At 39.3% G+C, this 25,677-nt stretch carries 21 protein-coding genes; 2 read left to right on the plus strand and 19 right to left on the minus strand.

Annotated features, from left to right (window positions below):
* Positions 1 to 4: 4 nt before the first annotated feature.
* The 14 genes from Cop2CBH44_RS14795 to pyrB form a co-directional block, all read right to left on the minus strand.
* Positions 5 to 964 (minus strand): glycosyltransferase family 2 protein, encoded by a 960-nt coding sequence (locus Cop2CBH44_RS14795; RefSeq protein WP_021929759.1) that lies wholly within the window; start codon positions 962 to 964, stop codon positions 5 to 7.
* Positions 965 to 977: 13 nt separating this feature from the next.
* Positions 978 to 1,718 (minus strand): LbetaH domain-containing protein, encoded by a 741-nt coding sequence (locus tag Cop2CBH44_RS14800; protein ID WP_200755117.1) that lies wholly within the window; start codon positions 1,716 to 1,718, stop codon positions 978 to 980.
* Positions 1,715 to 3,187, minus strand: coding sequence for a lipopolysaccharide biosynthesis protein (locus tag Cop2CBH44_RS14805; protein ID WP_021929762.1), 1,473 nt, complete (start codon positions 3,185 to 3,187; stop codon positions 1,715 to 1,717). Before Cop2CBH44_RS14805 ends, Cop2CBH44_RS14800 begins: the two co-directional genes overlap by 4 nt.
* A 106-nt stretch (positions 3,188 to 3,293) precedes the next feature.
* Positions 3,294 to 4,541 (minus strand): nucleotide sugar dehydrogenase, encoded by a 1,248-nt coding sequence (locus Cop2CBH44_RS14810; protein WP_021929763.1) that lies wholly within the window; start codon positions 4,539 to 4,541, stop codon positions 3,294 to 3,296.
* Positions 4,542 to 4,630: 89 nt separating this feature from the next.
* Complete coding sequence (locus tag Cop2CBH44_RS14815; protein ID WP_200755118.1) at positions 4,631 to 7,042, minus strand: GumC family protein; 2,412 nt, start codon at positions 7,040 to 7,042, stop codon at positions 4,631 to 4,633.
* A gap of 17 nt (positions 7,043 to 7,059) precedes the next feature.
* The gene (locus Cop2CBH44_RS14820) at positions 7,060 to 7,860 is read right to left on the minus strand and encodes a polysaccharide biosynthesis/export family protein (RefSeq protein ID WP_200755119.1); all 801 of its coding nucleotides are present in this window, start codon (positions 7,858 to 7,860) and stop codon (positions 7,060 to 7,062) included.
* A gap of 34 nt (positions 7,861 to 7,894) precedes the next feature.
* Positions 7,895 to 9,013 (minus strand): MraY family glycosyltransferase, encoded by a 1,119-nt coding sequence (locus tag Cop2CBH44_RS14825; protein ID WP_021929766.1) that lies wholly within the window; start codon positions 9,011 to 9,013, stop codon positions 7,895 to 7,897.
* A gap of 113 nt (positions 9,014 to 9,126) precedes the next feature.
* A complete protein-coding gene (locus Cop2CBH44_RS14830) occupies positions 9,127 to 9,681 on the minus strand; it encodes a UpxY family transcription antiterminator (RefSeq protein ID WP_200755120.1) in 555 nt (184 codons plus the stop codon).
* Positions 9,682 to 10,284: 603 nt separating this feature from the next.
* The gene (locus tag Cop2CBH44_RS14835; protein ID WP_021931023.1) at positions 10,285 to 11,499 is read right to left on the minus strand and encodes a tyrosine-type recombinase/integrase; all 1,215 of its coding nucleotides are present in this window, start codon (positions 11,497 to 11,499) and stop codon (positions 10,285 to 10,287) included.
* 365 nt (positions 11,500 to 11,864) lie between these two features.
* Positions 11,865 to 13,145 (minus strand): serine hydroxymethyltransferase, encoded by a 1,281-nt coding sequence (gene glyA / locus Cop2CBH44_RS14840; RefSeq protein ID WP_044227587.1) that lies wholly within the window; start codon positions 13,143 to 13,145, stop codon positions 11,865 to 11,867.
* Positions 13,146 to 13,225: 80 nt separating this feature from the next.
* Positions 13,226 to 13,945 (minus strand): porin family protein, encoded by a 720-nt coding sequence (locus Cop2CBH44_RS14845; RefSeq protein ID WP_021931020.1) that lies wholly within the window; start codon positions 13,943 to 13,945, stop codon positions 13,226 to 13,228.
* 1 nt (position 13,946) lies between these two features.
* The gene (locus Cop2CBH44_RS14850; RefSeq protein ID WP_021931019.1) at positions 13,947 to 14,516 is read right to left on the minus strand and encodes a flavin reductase family protein; all 570 of its coding nucleotides are present in this window, start codon (positions 14,514 to 14,516) and stop codon (positions 13,947 to 13,949) included.
* Positions 14,517 to 14,525: 9 nt separating this feature from the next.
* The gene (gene pyrI, locus Cop2CBH44_RS14855) at positions 14,526 to 14,987 is read right to left on the minus strand and encodes an aspartate carbamoyltransferase regulatory subunit (protein WP_021931018.1); all 462 of its coding nucleotides are present in this window, start codon (positions 14,985 to 14,987) and stop codon (positions 14,526 to 14,528) included.
* Positions 14,988 to 15,006: 19 nt separating this feature from the next.
* On the minus strand, positions 15,007 to 15,921 hold the full coding sequence (pyrB, locus tag Cop2CBH44_RS14860) for an aspartate carbamoyltransferase (protein WP_021931017.1): 915 nt from the start codon (positions 15,919 to 15,921) through the stop codon (positions 15,007 to 15,009).
* 404 nt (positions 15,922 to 16,325) lie between these two features.
* On the opposite strand from pyrB, the gene Cop2CBH44_RS14865 reads away from it, so the two are divergent.
* Both Cop2CBH44_RS14865 and Cop2CBH44_RS14870 read left to right on the plus strand, forming a co-directional pair.
* Positions 16,326 to 18,704: a transglycosylase domain-containing protein gene (locus Cop2CBH44_RS14865; protein ID WP_021931016.1), complete on the plus strand. Its 2,379-nt coding sequence runs from the start codon at positions 16,326 to 16,328 to the stop codon at positions 18,702 to 18,704.
* Positions 18,705 to 18,959: 255 nt separating this feature from the next.
* Entirely contained in the window at positions 18,960 to 20,219 is a 1,260-nt protein-coding gene (locus Cop2CBH44_RS14870) for a hypothetical protein (protein ID WP_200755121.1), read from the plus strand.
* 299 nt (positions 20,220 to 20,518) lie between these two features.
* On the opposite strand, the gene Cop2CBH44_RS14875 is transcribed toward Cop2CBH44_RS14870, so the two are convergent.
* The 5 genes from Cop2CBH44_RS14875 to Cop2CBH44_RS14895 form a co-directional block, all read right to left on the minus strand.
* The gene (locus tag Cop2CBH44_RS14875) at positions 20,519 to 21,370 is read right to left on the minus strand and encodes a DUF4249 domain-containing protein (protein WP_021931015.1); all 852 of its coding nucleotides are present in this window, start codon (positions 21,368 to 21,370) and stop codon (positions 20,519 to 20,521) included.
* 6 nt (positions 21,371 to 21,376) lie between these two features.
* Positions 21,377 to 23,644, minus strand: a complete 2,268-nt coding sequence (locus Cop2CBH44_RS14880) for a TonB-dependent receptor (protein ID WP_200755122.1) — start codon at positions 23,642 to 23,644, stop codon at positions 21,377 to 21,379.
* A gap of 359 nt (positions 23,645 to 24,003) precedes the next feature.
* Entirely contained in the window at positions 24,004 to 24,606 is a 603-nt protein-coding gene (locus Cop2CBH44_RS14885; RefSeq protein ID WP_021931013.1) for a LysO family transporter, read from the minus strand.
* Entirely contained in the window at positions 24,603 to 24,878 is a 276-nt protein-coding gene (locus Cop2CBH44_RS14890) for a LysO family transporter (RefSeq protein WP_200755123.1), read from the minus strand. Before Cop2CBH44_RS14890 ends, Cop2CBH44_RS14885 begins: the two co-directional genes overlap by 4 nt.
* A gap of 33 nt (positions 24,879 to 24,911) precedes the next feature.
* Positions 24,912 to 25,634, minus strand: coding sequence for a tyrosine-protein phosphatase (locus Cop2CBH44_RS14895; protein ID WP_021931011.1), 723 nt, complete (start codon positions 25,632 to 25,634; stop codon positions 24,912 to 24,914).
* Positions 25,635 to 25,677 lie beyond the last annotated feature (43 nt).

A 25,677-nucleotide genomic window follows, 5' to 3' on the forward strand; every position in this document is an offset into this window, starting at 1 on the left:
CTATTTACCTATTTAATATTAATTTCCTTAGCTTTAGAAAGTTCTCTGTACCGATAAGACGAGATATAATTTTAGCTCGTTTTGTACCTGATGGTAATACATGCATATTCATATCTGACAATTCATGTTTGGCTTTTTGACACAAATCGGAATATTGATCATAATATAAATACATGAACAAACTAAAATTATGTGCTAAAGCATTTTTCACTCGCTCGGAATTTTCATGCACCAAAGCATTCTTTTTATAGAGCATCAAACTTTTGAGGTATGACTCTATTTTTGCTTTGGAATTGCCCTTGCTCACGCTGTCATATTCTCCAGTGCGATAGTACAATTTTGCTTCAGGGCAAAAGAGAGCTTTAGTGGCAAACATCAGCACCCGCGAGAAATATTCTCCGTCTTGATTTTTACGCAAACTTTCATCCCATTTTCCTGCTTTCAAAGCAAGTGTGCGGCTTAATAGATAGCATGCTGTTTCATACATCTCAGAACAATTCCATAGGTCAAGTAGCATATCAAAACCAGTATCATAGTCCCTATAAACCATTTGTTTGGGGAAAGTAGCCTCATTTATGTCGTTGTAGAATCTATCCCACACGCACGTTGCAACAGCCATTTTATCAGATGCTTCTATAAGCCTGATTAATTGTATTTCTATTTTGTTAGTAGAAATCACATTATCTGCATCGAGAAACATTACATATTCTCCTGTTGAATGTTCGAGTGCGCTGTTTCTCGCTTTGCAAGCTCCTGCATTGGGCTGACTGATGACTCTTACACGTCCGTCTTTACTTTTGTAGTCATGAACAATAGCAAGGGAGTGGTCGGTTGATCCATCGTCTACTACAATAATCTCGATGTTGTTGTATGTCTGTTCGATGCAACTGTCGAGGGTTTCGGCAATGAACCGCTCTGAATTGTAGCATGGGATAAGTATTGATACTTTTGGAGTTGTTGTCATTAATTTTATGGAATTAAATGATTTTCAGTTCTATTCCTTGCACAACGGTTTTCTGGCGGGGAATATGCTTACCTGCAATAGTGGTGTTGTAACCCACTATCACATTCTCGTCAAGTGTTGTGCCCTTTAGTATTGACGCTCGCTCGCCTATCCATGTGCCATCGCCTATCACCACTGGGGCTGTGCGTGGTCGCTCGTATTCATAACCAAAACGCGGGAAATAGTCTCGTGTCAGCCGATTGCGTTTTTCAGGGGAGTAAATACAGTGAGTGTTGGTATCCCAGATACGTAGATTGTAACTAAGTTGACAGTAACTGCCGATGATGACTTTCTCGTCAGCGCGAATTTCACTGCCAGGGTTCACGTTGGTGTATTGCCCTACTTCAATACTGCCACCGAAGCGTATCCATAATCGCTGGCAAGCTAACTTAGTGTGGTCTGCCACTCGTAACACACCACTATTAACGATATATTCTGGCTTCGTGGCATTGCTGCTGCGTTCAAGGAAGCTATGTGCCCCAATTTCTACCCTACCGCCATTTGTCACCCACAGCCCGATACCCTCTAATCGTACCCCTTCGTGCAGGATAATCGTTGAATTATAGTCTACGTAAATTGCTGATTTTTTGATAGTTATATGGTTATTGGGGGGGGTAATTATTTCTCCTTGTATTCTCACATCTGAACCTTGCAATTTATACTTCCAGTTAGTTTCCTTTATTTTGTAGATAATACGTTTTAATAGCCTTATCATATCTTTTCGTTTCGTTTAAACTTTTTATTGATAACTTGAATAATTAACCCTTTGCAGGTTGCATAGCCTTCATTGCGCATGATAAAATTGAGCATTATATAAATGACCGTGAAAAAGAGGCTTTTTACTAGGATATTTACTATATGGTATTCTGTTTGGAACATAATGAAATGCCATATAACAAGAGGAATTAAGAAAGGTAGAGCATATCGCATAATAGCTGTAAGTTGAGACCTAATAGGTAATCCAATACAACTTCTTGTGGTAAATAATGTAGGTATGAGTTTAATTATTCCAATAATTGAAATTGCCCAAACGTATGCCGTTAAACCATAGTAAATACCGAATGGGATGGCAAAGATAAGCATACTGCTACGCAAGACACTGCTCCATAGATACATATTCATCCTATTTGCTACAGTCATCACAGAGTCAAAGACAACAGGCAGACACAACGATATGGAAAATAGACCTAGAATTCGGAATATCTCTATTGCTCCTTCCCACTGGTTTCCATAAAGCAATAAAATAAGGTCATCAGCACACACATACACCAATCCGGAAAAGAGGAATGTCAGGAAAGATATCACATTAAGCAACTTAAGTACACTGTATCTTAGGGCTTCTTCATCGTTCTGTAATTTGCTAAGAGTGGGTAGCATCACACTGCGTATAGATGAAAAGGAGTAGTCAATAACAAGAAGGTTAAGTGATTGTGCGCGGTTGAAAAGGCCTAGAGATGCAGCAGAGTATATTTTACCGATAATGAGCGTATCCATCTGCTTGAAAACTCTATTTATAAGAGTTGAAAGTGTTATTTTCCAACCGAAAGAAACCATTTCACTCACATCCCTGAGCTTAAGAACAAATTGTGGTCTCCATGTGGACATCATCCAAATGGAAATTGAATAAAGCAGCCATCCTAAAAGATTGGAAAATACCAATGCCCAAACACCAAATCCACATATAGCAAGGATTATTCCCAAAATGCCTGATGCTATACTTGAAATTAGTCGAGCTTTAAACGGAGCACGGAAATTCAATGTTCGTTGAAACAATGCAGTTTGTAAAGTTCCGAAAGAACTTATGAAGAATGACCAAGATGTTACGAGTACCACGTTCTCCAACTGAGGCATCTCGTAAAACCAAGCAAAAACAGGGGCGCATAAAAACGTTAGCAATGTGCAGATACCTCCAATACCAATATTGAGCCAAAACACAGTGGAGGTTTCTACTTCTGTAATCTTTTCTTTTCGGATAATAGCGCTGCTGAACCCGAAATCAACAAAGAAATCTAAAATGGCATTCAGTACCATCGCCATGCTCACAAGGCCGAAGTCGGCAGGAGTAAGCAAGCGAGCCAATATGAGTGTGACAATGAAGTTCCTTAATTGATTAGTCAGTAGATTTAAGAAATTCCATGCACTACTTTTCAGTCCTTTGTTTTTGAGTTCAGATATATTTTTCATTTATTATTTAATATTTCCCTTGACGTATTTTCGGAATACAATGTAGGCGGAAAACTTAAATGTATTATTGTAGTATCTATATATTAATTGCTGCTATTGAATAGTATTAGTCGCAACGGAATATATCACGGGTATACACTTTCTTTTGTACATCGTCTAGGCAGGCGTCGTAGCGATTGGCTATAATGGCTTGACTTTGTGACTTGAATATAGCCAAATCATTTACTATTTTGCTACCAAAGAAAGTGCTACCATTCTCTAATGTTGGTTCATAAATAATAATCTCCGCACCTTTTGCTTTAATGCGTTTCATTACACCTTGGATGGAAGATTGACGGAAGTTGTCACTGTTCGATTTCATGGTCAAACGGTAAACGCCAATAACACATTTTTTTTCTTCTTTGGGATTAAAGTCTCCTCGATTATAATAATCATAGTATCCAGCTTTATTCAATACGCGGTCAGCTATAAAATCCTTACGGGTACGGTTACTTTCTACTATAGCTTGTATCAAATTCTCGGGTACATCCGCATAATTAGCAAGCAGCTGCTTGGTATCTTTGGGTAGGCAATAGCCTCCATATCCGAATGAAGGGTTATTATAGTGCGTGCCGATGCGAGGGTCGAGACTTACTCCATTGATAATGTCCTGCGTATTCAGACCTTTCATTTCGGCGTAAGTATCCAATTCATTGAAATAACTGACGCGAAGAGCTAAATAAGTATTGGCAAACAATTTCACTGCTTCGGCTTCGGTCAAACCCATAAAAAGCGTATCGATATTTTCTTTTATCGCACCTTCTTGCAGTAAGGAAGCAAAAGTATGTGCGGCTTCATCTAAACGAATGTCACCTTCCGGTCTGCCCACAATGATACGACTGGGATAGAGGTTATCATATAGAGCTTTACTTTCCCGTAAAAATTCAGGAGAGAAAATTACATTTTCGGTATTTAATTTTTTGCGCACACTTTCTGTATAACCTACCGGAATAGTACTCTTGATAACCATAATGGCATGAGGATTTACGCTTTTAACTAAGTTGATAACTTCTTCCACATGGGAAGTATCAAAATAGTTTTTTACCGGGTCGTAATTGGTCGGTGCTGCGATAATTACGAAATCAGCATCGCTGTAAGCCTTTTTTCCGTCTAATGTGGCAGTAAGGTTCAATGGTTTCTCTTTCAGATATTTTTCGATATATTCATCTTGTATGGGTGATTCATGATGATTTATCAAGTTTACTTTTTCAGGAATTATATCCACTGCTGTTACTTGATGATGTTGACTTAGGAGAGTAGCTATACTAAGTCCTACATAACCTGTTCCGGCTACAGCTATTTTGTAATCTTTCATCTACTATTATTATTTATTTTTTAGAATTGACTAAATTCTAAATCAAAACTATATTGGATTAGGGGTATAATATTTGTTTTGTATATTTTTTATTTTTCATCAGAACTATTATGATATCCGGAACCATATCCATAATGATATCCGTATCTGTAACCATACTTATGGTATCCATAGCGGGTATAGGCATCGGTTGTGCCGTTAAGCAAAAGAAACATATTTTTGTATTTATGAGTTTGGTAGAATTTTTCTATTTCGGGCAACATGGTTCGTTCCAGTAATTCTGCCCGGATGACAAACAGTGTTTGGTCTGCATATTTGTTGATAATGGAAGTATCTGCTACGATTTCTACCGGAGGACAATCGATAAAGATGTAATCGTACTGATTTTTCAACTCCGAAAGCATCTGTTCGAGATGATTTTCAAATAATAATTCTGTCGGGTTAGGAGGGATGGTTCCTACGGGCAGGATATCCAGATTGGGATGGTTCTTTCCTTTTACGATGACCTCATCGTAGGTATTGACCTGACCGATAAGGTAGTTGGTAACACCTTTTCCCGGAGACTGGATGTAGGTACTTAACGAGGCTTTTCGTAAATCGAGGTCGATAGCCAATACTTTTTTCCCTTTGATGGCCAGACTGGTAGCCAGATTCATGGTGATGAAAGTCTTTCCACTACCGGGATTCATGGAGGTAACCATAATTATGGGGGAATGACCATTTTTTCCTTGCATAAATTCCAGATTGGTGCGGACTACCCGGAAGGCCTCGTTGATGACATTCCGGTTCTTTTCCTTGACTACAATGGAATATGATTCTGGTTGTGGTTTGCGGAATGGTAATCGTTTCTTTTTACGGTAGGAAAGGGGGATTTCTCCAACGAAGGGTAAAGTCAGGTTTTCTATATCTTTCTTACCCCGAACCCGGGTATTCATATTTTCCATAATGAAAATAATGACAACGGGAATAAGCAGACCAAGTGCAATGGCTACCATCAGGATATTCTTTTTGACCGGGTCGGTCGGTATCATTTTACCATACGGGGGAGTGATGATACGGGTATTATATGCCGTAAATGCCTGAGAAAGTTCGTTTTCCTCCCGCTTTTGCAGTAGAAATAAATAGAGAGCTTCTTTAACCTTTTGTTGACGCTCTACCGATAACAGGTATTTTGCCTGTGTGGGACTGGCTGCAATACGCGAGGTGGTTTGTTGTTCTTCCTGTTGCACGCTTTTTATTTGGGCATTCAAGGTGACGATAAGATTATCGATAGAGGTGATAATGGCTTTGCGCATCGATTGTAGGGACTGGTCGAGGTCGATTACCAAGGGGTTTTGCTCGCTACTGTTGGCGACTAGATTGTTTCGTTGCAACTGGGCTGTATTGTATTCGGATATCTGGTTTTCTATACTTGGATTCTCGATACCGGAATTGGCCGGTAAAAGCTGGTTTTTGCCATTGTTGCTTGTCATATAGTTATGGATATAACGAGCCATATATAACTGGTTGTTCAATACCTGTAATTGGGATGTCGCTTCGCTCGATTGCTGCATATACATGCTGGATGCTGCCTCGACATTGGGTAACAGGTTTTTACTCTTGAAAGATGAAATATCTTCATCGACATTGCCCAGTTCTTGCTCGATAACTGCCAGACGGTCGTTGATAAACATGGAGGTACTGATGGCTATCTGGTTTTTATCTTTGACCCAGTTCTCATTATAAACAGAGATAAGTGTATTCAGTACATCTTCTGCCCGTTGGGTAGATACATCGGAAAACGAGAGGTCGACCACCGTGCTTTTTTCTTCACTTAAAGAGACGGACAGATGTTGAGCGTACCCGCTGGCTGTAGATAATGTATTTGATTTGCTGACCTGAATAGGCGTATCTGTTTTTCCGTTATAATATTTTGTCGGGGTGATTACGAGTTTTCCGACAGGAGTAGAGAGGGTATCTTGTAAATTGCCTTTTATTTTTTGTGCATTTTCGCAGATTTCACCGTTCAGTTGGAAGTCATATACCTCTATCAGATTATCAGCGAGCAGAGATACAGAGCATTGTGCCGTTTCGTTGTCGGGCAAATCGATAAAGGAAGCGGTTATCGGCAGGTTGGTACCGTATATCACTTTATCGTGAAAACTTCCCGGAATGGTATAGTTTATGTCCAGATGCAATCGCTTTACCACATCGAGCATAATAGCCGGAGACTTGAGAGAGAGAATTTCGTTATTGACATTGGTATTGGTTTGGAACAAACCTATATCGGATAACCCGCTTACATCTCCGGATAAAGAGCCACCTTTGGTATCCTCTTTTATCAGGATGGATGCCGTTCTGACATAGGTAGGCGGTGTCATCTTGATATATAGAACGGCAATTGCCAATGTTATAGCCAATGAGATAGCAAACCAATACCATTTGGACAGGCACAGATATAGTAAATCTTGTATACTAATGAAATCGTCGGTTTGTTTCGGGTTATTTGCTGTTGCAGACATATTATGATAAAGAATAATTATTTTACAAATAATACGGTTATGGTCGTTAACAAAGAAGCCAGAGATATCCAGAATGAAGTAGAACGAACGTTGTTCCCGTTGACTGTGGACTGGCGGGCACGAACGGAATTGGGCTCTACATATATCACATCGTTTTGTTGCAGATAATAGGCCGGTGAGGAGTATACATCTTGAGCAGACAGCAGGTTGACCCGATAGCTCGTCTGTTTTCCCTCTTCATTACGCATGACATATACGTTATCCCGTTTGCCGTATATGGTGAGGTCTCCTGCCATACTGATAGCATCGAGCAGGGTTATTTTGTCCCGGTCTATGTTGTATCTTCCCGGTTTACTGACTTCACCCAGGACTGATATGGCAAGATTCATAAACTCTACGGTAACGACCGGGTCTTTGACCAGATTCTTTGAAATAAGTTCGTTTTTGATGTAGGAAGCAATCTCTTCCCGTTTCATACCGGCTACGTGTATTTTTCCTAATACGGGGAAATCTATATTTCCATCTGTATCGACAGTATAACCGGAAAGACCTTGGTTGGTTCCGGTTGAAGAATTGTTTCCTTGCCCGATTTGTCGGGATATAATTGGTAAATTAAATAAGTTAGTTAATAGAGGGTCTTTGCTGTTGACCAAGATAGATATTTTATCCTCGGGTTGAATTTTTATCTCTTGGGGAGATATGATTGTTTCTTTGACTCCCGGCTGCATATCCTGAAAATAACAGACTTGTTTTGAAGAATTGCATGAGCAAAGAAGTGCTATAATTATCGGTATGAATAAAATATGGATAATACGCATGATTTTATGACTGTTTTTTTATAAATAAATTATATTATCGATAATTGGGATTCAGGTTCCTGTGTTCTATTTTGTTGGTCAGCCAGATGTTGGCTCCGGTCCATACAAGAATATCCATGATTAACAACAGGTTTATATTGATGTATTGGGATAATACGACATTGCACAACGAAAATATAAGGGATAGAGATACGATAGTGACCATGGCTTTACGCTGCGGCATACCGAGCGCGAGCAATTTGTGGTGTATATGGCTCTTGTCCGGCATGAAAGGATTCTTCTTCATCCGGATACGGTGAATGAATACCCTGACTACATCGAGACATGGAATCATCAGGGGGGAGAAGGCCAAGGCTGCCGGATTGTACAGGAATGTATCCCGGGTAGGTGTATAGAGAGAGAGTTTGATACTGAGGAAACACAGCATGATGCCTATGGTCAGGCTGCCGGTATCTCCCATAAAGATTTTCCTGCCGTGTTCCGGATTCCCGAAAACATTGTAGTAAAAGAATGGGACGAGTACTCCTAATGTAGCAAATGACAACATGGCATAGATATATTGCTGCAAGTGCATGAATGCCAATCCGTAGGAGAGCAAGGCCACACCGCTTAATCCAGATGCCAGTCCGTCGATACCGTCGATGAGATTGATGGCATTGATGATGAATACCACTACCAGTATGGTAAGGGGATAACCTATCCATGCAGGCAAATCGGAGATACCGAAGATACCATACAGATTGTCTATCCATACGCCTCCGGCAATGAATAATACAGCGCATAAAATCTGGACGACGAATTTGGCCCGATAGCGTACACCGATGAGGTCGTCGGCCATTCCTACCAGGTAGAGAATCATAACCGTGCAGAATCCAAAAGAGAGTTCCGCTACATTGGCTTCTAACTCAGCGAAGATTTCCGGTCGCCCCAAGATAAGATTTACTCCTAACAGCAATGCGATGGAGAAAAAGATAACGGGCTTGAATGCGATACCGCCTAACCGGGGGACAATACTAGTGTGAATCTTACGTTCGTCAGGAACGTCGAACAGTTTTTTCCGGAAAGAAATAAGCAATATTTTCGGAATGAGTATTCCTGCAAAGAAAACGCAGAGTAAAAATACTAAGCTAATGTTGATGATCCAAAAATACATAATATATGGAATTTGTTTATATTTTTTAGCGGATTGTTACGCTAATATCGGTACTGTATTCCCTACCTTGTGTTTTCCAAAGAGAACGGGCAACTTTCTTTTTGGTTTTTGTTTCAAGATTGAGATATGACTTCGATCAAGTCGGGTTGGATTTCGGCTGTGACTACGGCGGTAATTCCCGGTATCACTACGACTACTCTCCGGCTTCGGATACCTTTTATTTTTACAAAGATTCCTTCGACACCATCGAACGTCCCTCCGAGTATGCGTACCCGTGTACCTTTTTTCAGATTGATTTCTTCCGGTCTTAGGTAAATAAGCTGTTCGCTATTTGTTTTAGATACAGTGATGAATTGCTGCATTTGCATATCGGGCACAATAACGGGAATGTTTTTCCCATTATCTGTCCGGGTGATATATTGGAGAATCGATATCTGCCTTTTGGTCTCTTTAATAATTGTGCGAGTTGTACGTACAAATATGAGATTGTGTATAGCCGGTACCAATACTCTGGTTTTCTTGTTTTGCTTGACAGATACTTTATAACACATTGGAATGAAGTTTTCGATAGAGCGATTGTCAAGCAAACGTTTTGCTTCTAATTCCCTGCAATAAGGAGCACTCATTGCGAACCAAACCAAATCTTGTTTGTTATTGTTATACTCCATTATTGCTGTGTGTTTAATATTCTATATAAAATATTATGTTTTTATATACAAAATAATTATATCTTTGGCTCCTGAAATATATTGTAATTTTCTATATTTCAAGTATTTAGATGCTGCTTTTGTATTAATAACTATAAACTGTGTCGTTTCTAACAAAGAGATGTTACTAACTTTTTGCAAAAGTACATTTTTTGTATGACTTATGCAATCGTAAGATATTTCTTTTTGTATAAAATTATATTTTAATACTTATAATGTATTAATTATTAAATATTTATAATTTGAAATAATATCAAAAAAACATTAGTTTATTTATCTATTCATTCTATATCTAAAAGGCTTTTTTATAATAAATTTAATAAACCAAAATGTAATACAATCTATAAAAATCAGAATGAAATGCCTATTATGTAATTGATTATTAATATATTGACTATTTATAATATCTCTTTGTTAGAAATCGCACTTTTATTTTTTATATCAAAAAAGTCTGTTTTAAATTTTTTGTAAATATAATTTTTGCCAATTTTTGCTTTTATAGATAGTTTTTTACTTTTTTCTGTAAGAGTCTTAGGATCAGCCGTACAAAAGTACGACAGGCTTCTAAACAGGTTTTAAGAAAGCAATAATATTTTGGTTGGCCCGGTCTATAACCGAATTTTCCAAACTTGCTAAATAAATTTGTGTTGTCCTTTCTGATGTGTGTCCCATACCGGCACTGATGACAGAGAGGGGGATATTATGGTTGCGGGCTGCAGTGGCCCAAGAGTGTCGGGCACAGTAGGACGATAGTGATATATCCAGTCGGAGCATTTGAGAGAGCTGTTTCAGTTGCCGGTTGTAGTACCCTAATGCAGTCTGGTATTGAGAAAAAGACCTGACAGGGTCTTCGGAGGTCAGGATGGGCAAGAGATAGGGTGTCTGCTCGGCTTGGGATGAATAACGGTCTATAATTTCCTGTATGCAGGGTTCTATATGTACGGAAAGCTGCTGCCCTGTTTTCCGTCGGGTGTAGTGAATAAAACCTCCCCGAATATTTTTGTGACGGAGAAAAGCCATATCGACGAAAGCCATTCCGCGCATGCAGTAGCTGAAGATGAACAGGTCCCGGGCCAATGCGAGTGATGGTGATGATATTTTCATCTGATACAACTGTAAAATGACATCTTCGTTTATTGCGCGTTTTTTGGTTTTATCGACTCCGGTATATACATTCTGGAAGGGGAAAGTTTGTTGTGCAAAGTGTTTGCGAACAGCTTTATTGTAGACTGACCGCAGGACACGCATATAAAATGAGGAACTGTTGCGTTTGACTCCTTTTAGTTGTAACCATTCGGCGTATTCAAAAATGAGTTCTTCTGTGAGAAGCTTGAAGGGGATGTCGTCACCGTGGAGAAAGGAGGAAAAGCTATTCATCGTGCGTAGGTAGTTACGGGCTGTACCTAACCGGTTGCTCATGGATAGAAAGGTGATTTGTTCTTTGAAAAATGTGAGAACATGCGTTTGACATTGTGGTGAGCGAAATCTATCGGCAATATCGTGTACGGTATATTTTTTACCGGTCTGTTCAAACTCACGGATGATATTATCGAGCAATGCAGTATCGGCATCGATTACCCGATGTATGTAAGTCAAGTTTTTTTTATTTTCGATATCGGATGTAGCGGGTCCTTCGGTGATACTGACCCACTGCTCGGGAAAAGGGTGCAGGCGTGTCGCAATTTGAATGGTCTTTTTTTCATGTCTTACTTGATAGAAGATGGTCCCCGGTTTGCCGGGAACGCTGGATTCGCGAAATTTTACTTTTAATGTAGCCATAAATTAGTTTCTTTCTATTTAATTCTGGTTCTAAAACAATTTAGAATGATAAATAAAATAGATTGAATGTAAATATGGTGTTAAAAATCATATATTTTTATTTTCTATTTGCCGAGTTATTTTTTTCTTTTGTGCGAAAAATATACTTATATGTTCTTTGATTAATGAAATACTATTTTCACTGAGAAAAGACGCTGTGCGAGGGTTTTGTATTTTCGCCTCCTTTCGAAAAGGAGGGGTGTTCTATTTTGACAAGCCGGGATAATCCGGTTTTTGAGGTAGGGGAGAGAATAAAAATTCCCCTCAGGGAAAATGCCTATAACGTGTCACTTTCCTTGAGGGGAATTGATTAGCAAACAAAATAATTAATAGGCAAATAGAGGATAAGCTTTCATGGTCTCGTTTACTTTTTCTCTTACAGATTTGATGACACTTTCACTTTCCGGATTGGAAAGAACTGTATCTATCATTTCTACTATTTCGAGCATGAGATCCTCTTTTGCCCCGCGAGTAGTAATTGCCGGTGTTCCGACACGGATACCCGAAGTCTGGAACGGTGAGCGACTGTCGAACGGTACCATGTTCTTGTTTACAGTAATGTCTGCCTGTACCAATGCTTTTTCGGCCACTTTACCTGTCAGTTCGGGGAATTTGGTGCGGAGGTCTATCAACATACAGTGATTGTCGGTTCCGTTTGAAATAATTTTGTACCCTTTGTCGATAAATGCGGCAGCCATGGTGGCAGCGTTTTTCTTTACTTGGGTTTGATATTCTTTGTATTCGGGCTGTAATGCTTCTCCAAATGATACGGCTTTGGCTGCGATTACATGTTCGAGCGGGCCTCCCTGTACACCTGGGAATACTGCAGAATCGAGCAAAGCCGACATTTTCTTGATTTCGCCTTTAGGTGTCTTTTTGCCCCATGGGTTATCAAAATCTTTACCTAACAAGATAATACCTCCACGTGGTCCACGTAAGGTTTTATGAGTGGTAGATGTTACGATATGTGCATATTTCAACGGATTGTCGAGCAAGCCGGCTGCAATGAGCCCGGCGGGATGTGCCATATCGATCATGAAGATAGCTCCGATTTCATCGGCAATTTTACGCATACGTGCATAATCCCATTCGCGGGAGTAAGCGGAGGCACCACCGATAAGTAATTTCGGACGTTCGCGTAAAGCTACTTCTTCCATCATATCATAATCAACATATCCGGTGTCTTCTTTTACTCCATATTCCAACGGTTGGAACATGAGCCCGGAAAAATTAACGGGAGAACCGTGGGACAGGTGTCCACCGTGAGACAAGTTCAGCCCCAGGAATTTATCTCCAGGATTTAAAACGGCCATGAAAACAGCCATATTGGCTTGTGCTCCGGAGTGAGGTTGTACGTTGGCCCATTCGGCTCCGAATATTTCTTTTAGACGGTCTATGGCAATTTGCTCACTTTGGTCTACTATTTCGCAACCGCCATAATAACGTTTTCCGGGATAGCCTTCGGCATATTTGTTTGTCAGGCAAGAGCCCATGGCTTGCATTACTTGTTCGCTTACGAAATTTTCTGAAGCGATAAGCTCGATTCCTTTTAATTGTCTTTGACGTTCTTTTTCGATGATGTCAAAGATGGCATTGTCTCTCTTCATGTTTTTGATATGTGATAAATATTTGAGTTTTTTAATAATTTCGTTACAAAGGTAGCCTTTTTTATGGTAAAATGTAGCGATTATAATACAAATCCTAATGAAAAACTAAGAAGGTTTATTCCTCGCTTTATAGACAGCTTGTTGGATGTGGGCGCTACATCGGGACTATTGAGGGTGTAACCTCCGGAACTGTGTATATTGGTAAGGGCAAATTCGTATCTGAAGTCGAGGGTAAGCCGGGAGATAGATACGCCTACACCAATAAGATAGTTGACCGTAAAGGGTTTCAGCGACTCATCGGTGGTTATGGCATACCGTATGTCGTAATTATCGATATGGTTGTTCTCTTTCAATATATATTTGAATTTGGGCCCGGTAAAGAATGCCAGTTCGTAAGGACCTTGTTTTACAAAGTTGTACCCGTATAATAGCGGGATATCCAGGGTATATATACGGTTTATGATAGAACTTTTGATATTGCTTGGTTGTAGCGTAGGGATAAAGTCTTCGGGTTGTAATTCTATATCGCTTCGCAAATAATTTATTCCGGCTTCTAATTGAAGGTAATGTTGCTGTATATTGACTCTTCCGAAAGCAGATGCCAGAAATCCTATTTTACTGTTGGCCGAGGGTAGTTCTATGGGAGTATCATTTATTTTTGCCGAACGTATGTCGACAAAAGGGGCATTGACCCCGACTCGGAATCCCCAGTTGAAGCGTTCCTTCGGGATATCCCGTTCTTGTGCCGATAGTGAGGCTATACAGCAAAGAAGCATGAGCAATGTCCATTGTTTTTGCATATTACTTTTTCTTTTTTTGAACCGACCACCCAAATTTACCTATTTCTTTTCCCATTTCATAATAATGACCATGAGAATATACCAGGAGATTCGCTTTCTGCATATCGAAAGCCCCGGTTGCGGGGTCTATATATTTCTCGTCTGCCATTACGTTAATAACGTCGGAGATGAACATATTGTGCGAACCCAATGATAATATTTCCCTGACGCGACATTCTATACAGAGTGGAGATTCATCGATACAAGGTGCTTTGACAATGGAAGCAGGAACCGGGGTTAACTTCATTTCTTTAAATTTGTCGTAATCTTTTCCTGAACGTACACCGCACCAGTCGGTTGCGAATGCCATATCTTTCGTGGTAAGGTTGATGACAAATTCCATATTCTTTTTTAGAATAGGGTATGAATGACGTTCGGGCCGTATAGAGATATAACACATGGGAGGGTTGGTACAAATAGTGCCTACCCAACTGGCTGTTATCAGGTTATATTCTTCAGGGACTACCCCGCAACTAATAAGAACCGCAGGTAGCGGATATATCATGGTTCCCGGCTTCCAGTTGTGTTTCATATAAAAGGATTATATTATTTCTATTTCGTCCTTACCGACAGCCCGTTCACAATATTTGCATTTGACTTCTACATTATCTTTGTTGATTACATAGAAAACGGTTTTCATCGGTTCATTGTTGGTAATGCATTTGGGGTTATTGCACTTGATGATACCGATAATTTCGTCGGGGAGGGTTACCGGTCTTTTTTCAGTAACCCGGTAATCTTTAATAATATTTATTTTAGCATTCGGTGCAATCAGGGCAATTTTGTTGATTTCTTCTTCTTTGAAAAAAGTATCAGCAATTTTTATGATACCTTTTTTACCGATTTTTTTACTTATCAGATTGTTCCCTATCGTAATGCTTTTGTTTAGCTTTTCGAGTCCTAACAAGGATACGACTTTGAACAGCTGGTCGGAGGGGATATGATCTATAACCGTCCCATTTTCGAGAGCGGCAACTTCGAGTTCTTTTTTGTTTGCGTTCATGATGTTTACTCCTATCCGTTTAAATTTCTATACCTAATACTTTACAAATAATGGCTTGGCGTGCGTATAATCCGTTCTTAGCCTGTTCGAAATAGTAAGCTTTGGGGTTATCATCTACGTCATAAGAAATCTCATTGACCCGGGGAAGCGGATGCAAGATGCGTAAATTGGGCTTGCTGCTTTTGAGCATTTGGTTGTGCAGAGTGTATACGTTTTTTACTTTTTCGTATTCCATAAGATCGGTAAAACGCTCGCGTTGCACACGGGTCATGTACAGTATGTCGGCCTGGTCGATGACTTCTTCGGTGAAATCTTGATGCTCTACGTAGGGGATATGCAGTTTATCGCAGTAGATTTTATATTCTTCGGGCATTTTCAGTTCTTCCGGAGCAACAAAATGAAAGGTCGGTTTGAAGTGTGACATAGCCATCAGTAGGGAGTGGACGGTGCGGCCGTATTTGAGGTCACCTACCATAGTTATATTCAAGTTTTCGAGTGTCCCCTGGGTTTTGTAAATGGAGTACAAGTCGAGCATCGTCTGAGAAGGATGTTGGTTGGCGCCGTCTCCGGCATTGATGATGGGTACGGATGCGACTTCGGATGCATATCTTGCGGCTCCGTCGAGATAGTGGCGCATAATGATGAGGTCGACATAGTTGCTTACCATCATGATGGTGTCTTTCAGCGTTTCTCCTTTTGTAGAGCTGGTGGTAGATGCATCGGAAAATCCGATAACCCGGCCTCCTAATCGGTTGACTGCGGTTTCGAAACTCAAGCGTGTACGAGTAGAGGGCTCAAAAAACAAGGTTGCGATGACTTTGCCTTCCAGTACCCGCCGGTTGGGATTCTGCTCGAATGACTTTGCTTTCTCCAATAAGTCGAGAATATCTTCTTTGGAGTAATCTGTAATTGATACTAAACTTTCCCTTCTCATGCGATATGTTTTTTAAGAATTGACTCATAAAGCCTTTTTCCCGGATAAATTTCTAATCGGGTTCTAAAAACAAATAGACCAATTCGACGGTGGGGCCGGATTGGTCTATTTGATGCGGTCTATTGACGAACTGAGCCAATGGCACTTTTCTAAATGAGTGTCTTGCAATAATTTATATTTTTTTTCTTTTCGTCTCATAGGCATTACAAATTTATAAAAAAAAGCATATATCAAAGCATTTCTAATTAAAAAATATTGTTAGCTACTTGTTATCAATATACAAATAGAATATTTGTATTAACTTTGGTCCCGATAATGAATTCTTTGTTATGCTCTGGTTTCCTCTACAGACGTCATGCCGGGAATGAAATTTGATAATATTTTAAAGCTCTGAAAAGATTAAGATGAATAAAAACTCACAGGAAAAGGCCAAACCGTCGAAATTTGCAAAAAAGGTAGCTCGATATTTATGGGTGTTTTTCGGGTTAGGTGTTGTTGCCGTAACGATACTTTTTGTATTGATTGCTTATGGGTATATCGGTTATATGCCTCCGATAGAGGATCTTGAAAACCCTAAAGATAAATTTGCTTCTGAGATATATTCTTCTGATATGGAAGTTCTGGGGCGATATTATCAGAGCAAGGCAAACCGGGTGTATGTGACTTATAAGGAGCTTTCGCCCGATTTGGTCGATGCTTTAATCGCAACAGAGGATATTCGTTTCAGGGAGCATTCGGGCATCGATGCTAAAGCCCTTTTCAGAGCAGTGATAAAACGGGGCCTCCTTTTTCAGAAAAGTGCCGGAGGGGGTAGTACTATTACCCAGCAGTTGGCTAAATTGTTGTTTTCTCCAAATGCCGAGAATATTATGGAACGGCTGTTCCAAAAGCCGATAGAGTGGGTAATTGCCGTACAGCTTGAGCGTTTTTATACCAAGGAGGAGATTGTAAATATGTATTTGAATAAGTTTGACTTTTTGAATAATGCAGTCGGGATACAGTCGGCTGCTCAGATTTATTTCAATACTACTCCTGATAAATTGAAAATAGAGGAAGCGGCTACATTGGTAGGCATGTGTAAAAATCCGTCATACTTCAATCCCGTGCGGCATAACGAACGTACTCGGGGACGACGCAATACGGTTCTGGAGCAGATGTACAAGGCTGATTATATAACCAAGGAACAGCGTGATTCTTTGCAGGCATTGCCATTGAAACTGACCTTCCGCAGAGTGGATCATAAAGATGGCCTGGCTCCTTATTTTCGTGAACATTTACGGTTGATGATGGTGGCTAAAAAGCCTAATAAGAGTGATTATCGTGGTTGGCAGAAACAGCAGTATGTAGATGACTCTATCGCATGGGAAACAAATCCGTTATATGGTTGGTGTGAGAAGAACCGAAAAGCTGACGGGTCGAAATATAACTTATATACTGACGGGTTGAAAATATATACGACCATAGATTCGCGGATGCAAAAGTATGCAGAAGATGCTGTGACTCAACATATCGGCGGATATTTGCAGCCGCTTTTCGATAAGGAGAAAAAAGGACGTAGTTATGCACCTTTTTCTCGAATGGTAAAGACATCGGATGTAGAGGCTATTCTGGATCGTTCCATGAAGCAAAGTGACCGGTATCGTATCATGCGGGAGAATGGCGCTACCGAATCGGAGATACGCAAGGCTTTCGATACGAAAACCGAAATGCAAGTGTATTCGTGGAAAGGCATGGTAGATACGGTGATGACTCCAATGGATTCGATTCGCTATCATAAGTCTTTTTTGAGGACGGGATTCATGGCGATGGATTCGCGTACCGGATATGTAAAAGCCTATGTCGGAGGAATCGATTTTAAGAGTTTCCAATATGATATGGTAGCAGCCGGCCGCCGCCAGATAGGCTCTACTATAAAACCTTTTCTATATACGTTGGCAATGGAGGACGGATTTTCTCCTTGTGATATAGCTCCTAATGTACAGCCTCACCTGCTAGATGAATCGGGTAATGTGTGGTCGCCCAGAAATGCTTCGAAAGCCCGCATCGGTGAAGATGTGACTCTGAGGTGGGGATTGGCCAATTCGAATAACTGGATTTCTGCTTGGCTGATGGACAAATTGTCTCCTTCGGCATTGGTTCGTTTGATGCATTCGTTCGGAATAAAAAATAAGATAGATGCGGTTATTTCTCTTTGTCTCGGTCCGGCTGATGTCTCGGTAGAGGAGATGGTCACGGCGTATTCTGCATTTTCAAATAAAGGGATACGGGTAGATCCTTTGTATGTAACCCGTATAGAGGATAACTTCGGTAATGTGATTTCTGAGTTTACACCGCGTATGACTGAGGTATTCAGTGAAGCGGCATATTATAAGATGTTGCCCATGTTGCGGGATGTAATAGATTACGGAACGGGTGGGCGTATACGTTATCGTTATGGTATACAGGCTCAGATGGGAGGAAAGACCGGTACTACTAACAATAACTCTGACGGATGGTTTATGGGATTTACACCCAGCTTGGTAGGAGGTGTCTGGGTCGGAGGAGAGGACCGCTCGATACATTTCGACGGAATAGCCAATGGACAGGGGGCAAGTATGGCTCTTCCTATTTTTGGCTTGTTTATGCAGAAGGTATATGCTGATAAGGCTCTGGGATATTCTCCGGAAGAGACGTTTGTCGTGCCTCCGCAGTATGCCGACCCATGTGCAGGTGTAGAGGGAGGTCTGTTACCTCCTACGGGAAGCGATGAGCCTACGGAAGCGATTGAGGGAATTTTTGATTGAGATAGTAGAACTGTGTATTGTATAAGTAACAGGATGTTTTTTAAACGAAAAATGTCCTGTTTTTTGTTTAAATACAACTATTTTAATTGAAATTATAAAATATTTTATACTGGTTTTGTCTATTTTTCAGGGAAAATGCAAAATGCCTGTTGATGGATTTGTCGATAATCTGATTATTTTACAAGTATATATTTGCATTTATAGATATAAAATATATATTTGCAAAACTTTAATATATATTAAAAATATTGTAATATGAAAAAACTGTTGAGCTTTCCTTTAGCATTATGTTTGGTGTCAGCGTTTGTTTTTACATCATGCTCAGATGATGAAAATGATGGAAATGGCGGTAATTTTTCCAATCTTTCTGTTGAACAACGTAAACAGCGAGTAGAGTCTGTCGGCGTTGATTTGATGAATAAGATTAATCCTGCTGACCATGAGATAGCTGTAAAAGCTATAAACTCTTTGGATATTTTGTTGAATGATGCGAACAATATTCCGGAAGAAGATATACAACCAAGTCCTTTCCCTCAATTTAATATGAAAAGCTTGAGAGCTATGACCGCTCTTAATAATTTGGGTGGTGTCGTTGGTTTGGCTTCGGGTAATATGACGATTGCCGAATGGGCTGAATTGGATTTAGGCACCTATACCTATGATTCTGTGAAAGAAGAATTTGATTTCGTATCCGGTACAGATAATAAGGTTATTGTAAAATATCCGATGGAGGGAAGCAAAACTAATAATGTAAAAATTGAAGCTTCTTTTTCAAATTCCTCTACGGTTGTAGACAATGTAATTATACCTTCTCAAGTAGATGTAGAGCTATCAGTTGACGGAACAGAACAAATATCTGCTTCTGTAAGTTATAAGGGAGAATTGGACAATCAGAATGACCATGCTATTATAACTATTGCCGGTAAATATGTGGCTGAGGCTACAGTTTCGGCTAAAGATGGGTCTGTCAATTGTTCTGCAACGTTAAAAGTTGGTAATGAGCTCCTTATTTCTTCTACGGGTAGCATTTCCGGTTCGTTCCAGATACCGGATGCAGATGCTTCTGAAAGTGATATTGAAAATGAGGCTGAGAAGATAAATTGGGCCAAAGTTGATATTAATATTATGGGGCAGTTGGCCATTACGGGAACTGCAAATCCAGGGGCAATTATTAAGGCTGATAATGAAATTGGCTATGATGATGAAAATAAAGCTACAGTCGATGCTCTGGTTGCTGTGTATAATGCCAATATGGATGTAAGTTTGGTGGATTTGAGCGATAATACAGCCTTAGCTAAAGGAGAGATGTATACATACGAAGATAAATATTGTTATACAGACTGGCAGACTAATAAAGAAATTTGCCACTACTATTATGAAGAAGAATTGGCCCTTCGGTTTGATGACGATACGATGATTGATTTTGAAGATTTCGTAGACGATAGAGCCGGGTTTGGAGAGTTGATCGATGCCTTTAATCGTTTGAGCCAGACATACGAGGATTATATTAAATAATTGTCGGAAGATAATAAATTCAGGACGGGGCTATCCAAAAGTCGGATAGCCCCGTCCTATTATACTTACAGTTAAAAGTAGAGGCTTTGAAATTACCTTTATTCCCTACGCAGGGAAAACAGTAATTTCAAGTTTATTGAATGATGTTTCTTCTATGGATTTGCAAACCGAAGGTTTAGAAATTGAAGGGCTGACTTTGCGGACAGTCCTTCCTTGTATCTTGTATAAAAAGAAGTAGGGTTATACTTCTATAAAATACTTTATAGAAATTATGATATGTAAACAAATGCTTATTTTATTTATTTGTACCGAATGTAGTAGATACTTTTCCCATAACCGCACCAGATTCCGATACCTCCTCCTTGTATATTTGATTTAAGATTTTTATTTGCCGGAGTTAGAGGGTTTTGTCCGTTGACAATTTCATTTTCATACCCTTTCCAAAATTCGAAGCCTTCTTTGGGTACAGTACAAAGCTTGACTCGTACGGTATCTTCTTTGTAAAAATCAGTGTGAATGTTTTCGGCAGGGAGTTGTTCGATTCCTTGGTTTATTTTTATACTTACCTGTTGCCCGTTGAATAGATTATCGTTGAGATTTCCTCCTAAGGCAGGGACAAATTTTTTATTTTTGTGAAGTACTTGCGTATAGATTTTATAATAATTTTTTTGCTCTGCCGGGTCGTTGAAGTCTATATGTATCTGATAGAGGGAATCATTTTCGGGGGCGTCGTTGCAGTAGATATTATCTATGGGGACAGAGGGAGGAATCGTTGTCTGTGCCGTTAGCTCGTATTGAGCATAGATAACTTTCAGTTGGTAAGTTTTGCCGGCTTCTCCTTTTATCTTGGTACCTTTATATATAAATGGAGGAAAGTAGTTCTCATCGATTCGACCGATGAGAATGTCTTCGGTTTCCCCGTCACTGACTACTACTTTTGCCCATCGAATAATCATGTCTTTGACAGTTTCTACGCTGCTTTCAGTGCCGAGAGGTTTGTTCGTTGTAAGCATGACAATAGGGTACTCACCTTCTTCTATATACCCTTCGACCACCAGACGTTCTTGAAATTCATCTTCATCGAAGCCAAATTTGTTTACACAGGATGTAAATACTATTGTTATGAATATGTATAGTAATTTTTTTATCATAGTTTTTCAAAATTTGAACATCCAACTGATAGAGGGGACAATCTTATATAATGCACTTTGTTTGCGTCGTATTTTTAAGTAATTGTTTTCCAAATCACTTTCTTTGACACCGAAATATAGATACAATGGATTGCTTCTGTTATAAGCGTTATATAGAGAGATGTTGAATCCGCTTTCTCTTTCTTTTTTCTTGAAGAACCAGTAGGTTGCCGAGAGGTCTATGCGGTGATAGTCGGGTAATCGGAAAGAGTTGTACTCTCCATACTCTTTTATGGGTAATCCGCCCATTATATACATTCCTATGGGAAGGGTGAACGCATTTCCGGTAGCATAAACGAAGACTGAGGAGAAGTCCCATTTTCGATTGGGAGAATAGACGAGGGTGAAAGAAAGGTCGTGGCGCCGGTCGTGTTTGGCTGGGAATTTTTTACCATTATTTATTTCCGGAAATTTCCGGTAAGACCAGCTCAGGGCATAGCTTATCCATCCGGTAATTTTTCCGGTATTTTTTTTCAGCATAATTTCTCCTCCATAAGCATTTCCTTTACCGTATGCAATGCTTTTTTCGAGAATGAACTTTTGGCTCATCAAATCGAAAAGTTCACTTTTCAACTCCATTTGGTTAGACATTTGACGATAATATCCTTCTACAGATATTTCATAGTCGTTTTCGTATATGGAGTGATAATATCCTGCCGAAAAGTTATCACTATGCTGGCTGGGGATATTGCGTGATGCCGGGACCCAGAAATCGGTAGGAAGGCCTACGGATGAGATGGATACCAAATTGATAAACTGGTTGTGGCGATTGTAAGAGATATGGGCGGAATTATTTTCACTAAATCTGTATTTTAACTCTACTCGGGGTTCTATGTAATGATTGTCATAAACTTTTGTTCCTTTGGAAAAGTGAGTAGAACTAATAACATCATCATATTCGTTATAGAGTACGTTGTCATAAGGTCCGGTTTGCAGGTAATAGGTATACCGAAGCCCTAGACGGGCAGACAATTTGGAAGTCATCTGCCAATTGCTTTCAGCAAAGAATGCCAGAGAGTGGTTTTTATATTTCTGGTAGGCTAAATTGTCATATAGATTCTGGTTTATTTTGAGGAGAGGAGTTTGGGGCTCCAGATAGTAATAATTATATTCTATTCCAGAGGAATATTTTACAGGACCTGACTTAAAAGTAAATTCATTTTTATATCCAAGGGTACTAATGAGAGATGGCAGTTCGATATCGAATCCTGTTTGGTCATTTTTTAAGTTATTTTGATAACGTCCGGTAAAAATAACTTGACGAAAACTTTTGTCTATATTCCAGTTATGTTTCCATTGCAGTGATGCTGCAAGGTTATTCCAGTTCATTTTTCCGGTCAGTTGATATTCATCTTGTTCCAACTTAAATTTATCAGCACCGAAATAAGAGTGTAAAGTGATGATATCTTTTTTTGAGGGACGTGCAATAAAGGACAAGTTATAATCTTGAAAATCATAATTGAAAGATTCTCCGTCGTCGGAGATAGCTCCTAATCCACTTAAGAGAGGATTTAATATAAGATTCATATATGTCTTACGGGCAGAAACATATAGAGCATATTTATTTCCTAAAGGAATGGAGAGTGTTGCTTGGCTGGCAAGGATACCTATGTTACCGCTAATTGATATTTTTTCCGGAATAGTGTCAGGAGATTTTACAAGTAGTACAGATGATAATCGTCCTCCGTATTGTGATTCCATACCGTTTTTCTGTAACTGTAGGTACGAAATGTGGCCGGTATTGAAAATAGAGAAAAAACCTAATAAATGAGAAGGTTGATATACGGGTGCATCATTGAATAAGACGAGATTCTGTCCGGATTCTCCGCCCCGTACGAATAGTCCGGAATTTCCTGTTCCTGCAGTTTGTACTCCTGGAGTCAATTGTAGTATTTTTAAAGGGTCGCAGCTTCCCAAAAATTGAGGTAGATTTTGCAGGCGTTGTATGTTTAGGGTAATGTTTCCTCCGGATAATCCTTCGATGGCCTTTTCCCGGCGGACAGTAACAACAAATTCGTTGCGATTGTATGAAATAGGAGCAATATACAGAGTCAGGGTGGTATCTTGGCTTATTACTGTCGAGTGATAGTGGTATCCGTAACTGATATGCTGTGTTATGATGATGAAATCACCTGTTGTCGTTTTTATGGTAGCCTTGCCGTTTTTGTCTGTTCGCTTATTTATTTGCAATTCTGGAAATGAGACGGTTACATCAGGAATAGGTTTTTGTGTCAAAGAGTCTTTTATGAAAATATGAAGCTTTATGGAAAAGCGATTTGTTTCGTTTTCGGCATTTATATTTATAACAAAAAAAGACTTTATTATAAATAAGAGGGTGATATATAAGTTCCTATTCTTCAAAAAAGCTGTGATAATATTTCTTGTGCGAATTTACTCAATAATACTAAGAGCCTGATTAAATTTTGTGGAAATATTTTGCTGTTTTATCTTGATTATGATAGCGCGGAATTTTCAAGTTTTTCAGAATATTTGGAATTGTATCAGTATATCAAGAAGGGTTGTAGTTTTTCTAAAATTTTTTATCCGGTTTGAGATAAAAGGAAGAGATTTTTTGTGTTTTTAATGAAGTATATTTACAAGTATAGCAAACTTATAATAACAGGTACCGATATATCTACAATAATCCCATGAAAAACGGATATAACGACATAATCTTTGCCACATGCCTGACTGATGATTGGCAAGGTTGTATCGATAGAAGTAGCTCCGGCTGCTGCGATAGGGGCCAGTTTCCCGCAGTAATGAGCTAATAGAGGAATTGCCAGAAGTGCAAATATTTCACGAGTCATGTTGCTAATGAGAGCCATCATGCCTATGTCACTACCGGCAAGTTGTGTAAGGAATATGGCAGAGAGACTATAATAGCCGAATCCGGAACCGATAGCGACAGTTTCCCGTAACGGGATGCTTTGCATGAAAAATGAGAGTAGGAGACATGCTAACAAGGTTCCGGTGATTGTAGATAAGGGTATAAGTATGATACGAGATTTATATTGCCGGATGGGGCGGACAAGGCTTTTCAGGTCGGCTCCGATAGACATGCCTACGAAAAACATCATTATCGGTAATATATATATACTGTAATCATATTTGAAAAGAAATGCAGGTATACACTGAAAATAAGATAGAAGGACTCCGGTCAGGAAACATAAGACGATAATAATGCTCGATTTCATTTACTGCCTTTTTTAGAGTCTTTAAATAAATAATGATATAGCAGTGTGGCAGCGAGGATACTTCCGCAAGTAGAGATTATGCCTATAATAATGGCCTTGGCTCCTAAACCGGTGAGGTTATTCATAATCTCTTGGTTATGCCCGGTCGATAACCCCATAGTAAATAAGAGCAAAAAAATAATCCACATATTTATTTTTCCAATGATAGGAAATATCGCTTTCTTTTTTCGTAACAGGTGACCTACGATGATTCCGGCCACCATAACAGCCATAACAATAAACATAACGAATGAAAAATACAGATTTTAAAGAAGCTCGTTTTTAAGATTTAATTTGCGGATGACTTTTTGGTAATCTTTACTATTTAGATATTCGGTAATGGCTTCAGCATGGTGCATATTGTGCAAGTCAGTTCCCATAAAATCGACATAACCATTGTCAATCATCCAATGAGCAATAGCCTTTGTATCTTTGCCATAATATCCGGCGATAGAGAGCCAGTTTATTTGGAAAAGGCATCCCAGATGTATCAAATCGGTATATATTCTTTTTTGTTCATAATAATAAGTATAACGTTCGGGATGCGCCAGTATAGGTTTGAAGCCTTTGAGTTGGAGTTCAAAAATGAGATTTTTTAAATCCCAGAAAGGCTGAACAAATGAATTTTCGATAAGCAGATAGTTGTTTGGTAAAGGGATGAGGGTATTATTTTTCAAATGTTTCATGAAATTCTCATCCATGCGGTATTCTGCAGAAAATATAATTTCAGGAGCATCATTGCTTAAATGGGTTTTTAATTCGTTGTATGCAGCTTCGATGGTTTCCTGTGTATTTTCAAATGTTTCTTCGGTGACGTGAGGAGTCGTCACTATTTTGGTAATCCCCCATTGTTGCATCTGGTCTACTAACTTTAATGAAGTTTCGACATTTTGAGATCCATCGTCGATACCGGGTAATATATGAGAATGCAAATCGGTAGTATAAGGCATTGTTGCCTGTTTTGCTTTTTTACTGAATATACTGAACATTATTTTCTTTTTTTAGGATTACAAATTTAATTCTTTTTCTGTT

The sequence above is a fragment of the Coprobacter secundus subsp. similis genome, assembly GCF_015097275.1.
Classification (GTDB): Bacteria; Bacteroidota; Bacteroidia; order Bacteroidales; family Coprobacteraceae; genus Coprobacter; species Coprobacter secundus.

Bases quoted from the DNA above. Each gene is read 5' to 3' on its own strand.
- Cop2CBH44_RS14795 (WP_021929759.1), bottom strand. From the start codon at position 964: ATGACAACAACTCCAAAAGTATCAATACTTATCCCATGCTACAATTCA.
- Cop2CBH44_RS14800 (WP_200755117.1), bottom strand. From the start codon at position 1,718: ATGATAAGGCTATTAAAACGTATTATCTACAAAATAAAGGAAACTAAC.
- Cop2CBH44_RS14805 (WP_021929762.1), bottom strand. From the start codon at position 3,187: ATGAAAAATATATCTGAACTCAAAAACAAAGGACTGAAAAGTAGTGCA.
- Cop2CBH44_RS14810 (WP_021929763.1), bottom strand. From the start codon at position 4,541: ATGAAAGATTACAAAATAGCTGTAGCCGGAACAGGTTATGTAGGACTT.
- Cop2CBH44_RS14815 (WP_200755118.1), bottom strand. From the start codon at position 7,042: ATGTCTGCAACAGCAAATAACCCGAAACAAACCGACGATTTCATTAGT.
- Cop2CBH44_RS14820 (WP_200755119.1), bottom strand. From the start codon at position 7,860: ATGCGTATTATCCATATTTTATTCATACCGATAATTATAGCACTTCTT.
- Cop2CBH44_RS14825 (WP_021929766.1), bottom strand. From the start codon at position 9,013: ATGTATTTTTGGATCATCAACATTAGCTTAGTATTTTTACTCTGCGTT.
- Cop2CBH44_RS14830 (WP_200755120.1), bottom strand. From the start codon at position 9,681: ATGGAGTATAACAATAACAAACAAGATTTGGTTTGGTTCGCAATGAGT.
- Cop2CBH44_RS14835 (WP_021931023.1), bottom strand. From the start codon at position 11,499: ATGGCTACATTAAAAGTAAAATTTCGCGAATCCAGCGTTCCCGGCAAA.
- glyA (WP_044227587.1), bottom strand. From the start codon at position 13,145: ATGAAGAGAGACAATGCCATCTTTGACATCATCGAAAAAGAACGTCAA.
- Cop2CBH44_RS14845 (WP_021931020.1), bottom strand. From the start codon at position 13,945: ATGCAAAAACAATGGACATTGCTCATGCTTCTTTGCTGTATAGCCTCA.
- Cop2CBH44_RS14850 (WP_021931019.1), bottom strand. From the start codon at position 14,516: ATGAAACACAACTGGAAGCCGGGAACCATGATATATCCGCTACCTGCG.
- pyrI (WP_021931018.1), bottom strand. From the start codon at position 14,987: ATGAACGCAAACAAAAAAGAACTCGAAGTTGCCGCTCTCGAAAATGGG.
- pyrB (WP_021931017.1), bottom strand. From the start codon at position 15,921: ATGAGAAGGGAAAGTTTAGTATCAATTACAGATTACTCCAAAGAAGAT.
- Cop2CBH44_RS14865 (WP_021931016.1), top strand. From the start codon at position 16,326: ATGAATAAAAACTCACAGGAAAAGGCCAAACCGTCGAAATTTGCAAAA.
- Cop2CBH44_RS14870 (WP_200755121.1), top strand. From the start codon at position 18,960: ATGAAAAAACTGTTGAGCTTTCCTTTAGCATTATGTTTGGTGTCAGCG.
- Cop2CBH44_RS14875 (WP_021931015.1), bottom strand. From the start codon at position 21,370: ATGATAAAAAAATTACTATACATATTCATAACAATAGTATTTACATCC.
- Cop2CBH44_RS14885 (WP_021931013.1), bottom strand. From the start codon at position 24,606: ATGAAATCGAGCATTATTATCGTCTTATGTTTCCTGACCGGAGTCCTT.
- Cop2CBH44_RS14890 (WP_200755123.1), bottom strand. From the start codon at position 24,878: ATGGCTGTTATGGTGGCCGGAATCATCGTAGGTCACCTGTTACGAAAA.
- Cop2CBH44_RS14895 (WP_021931011.1), bottom strand. From the start codon at position 25,634: ATGTTCAGTATATTCAGTAAAAAAGCAAAACAGGCAACAATGCCTTAT.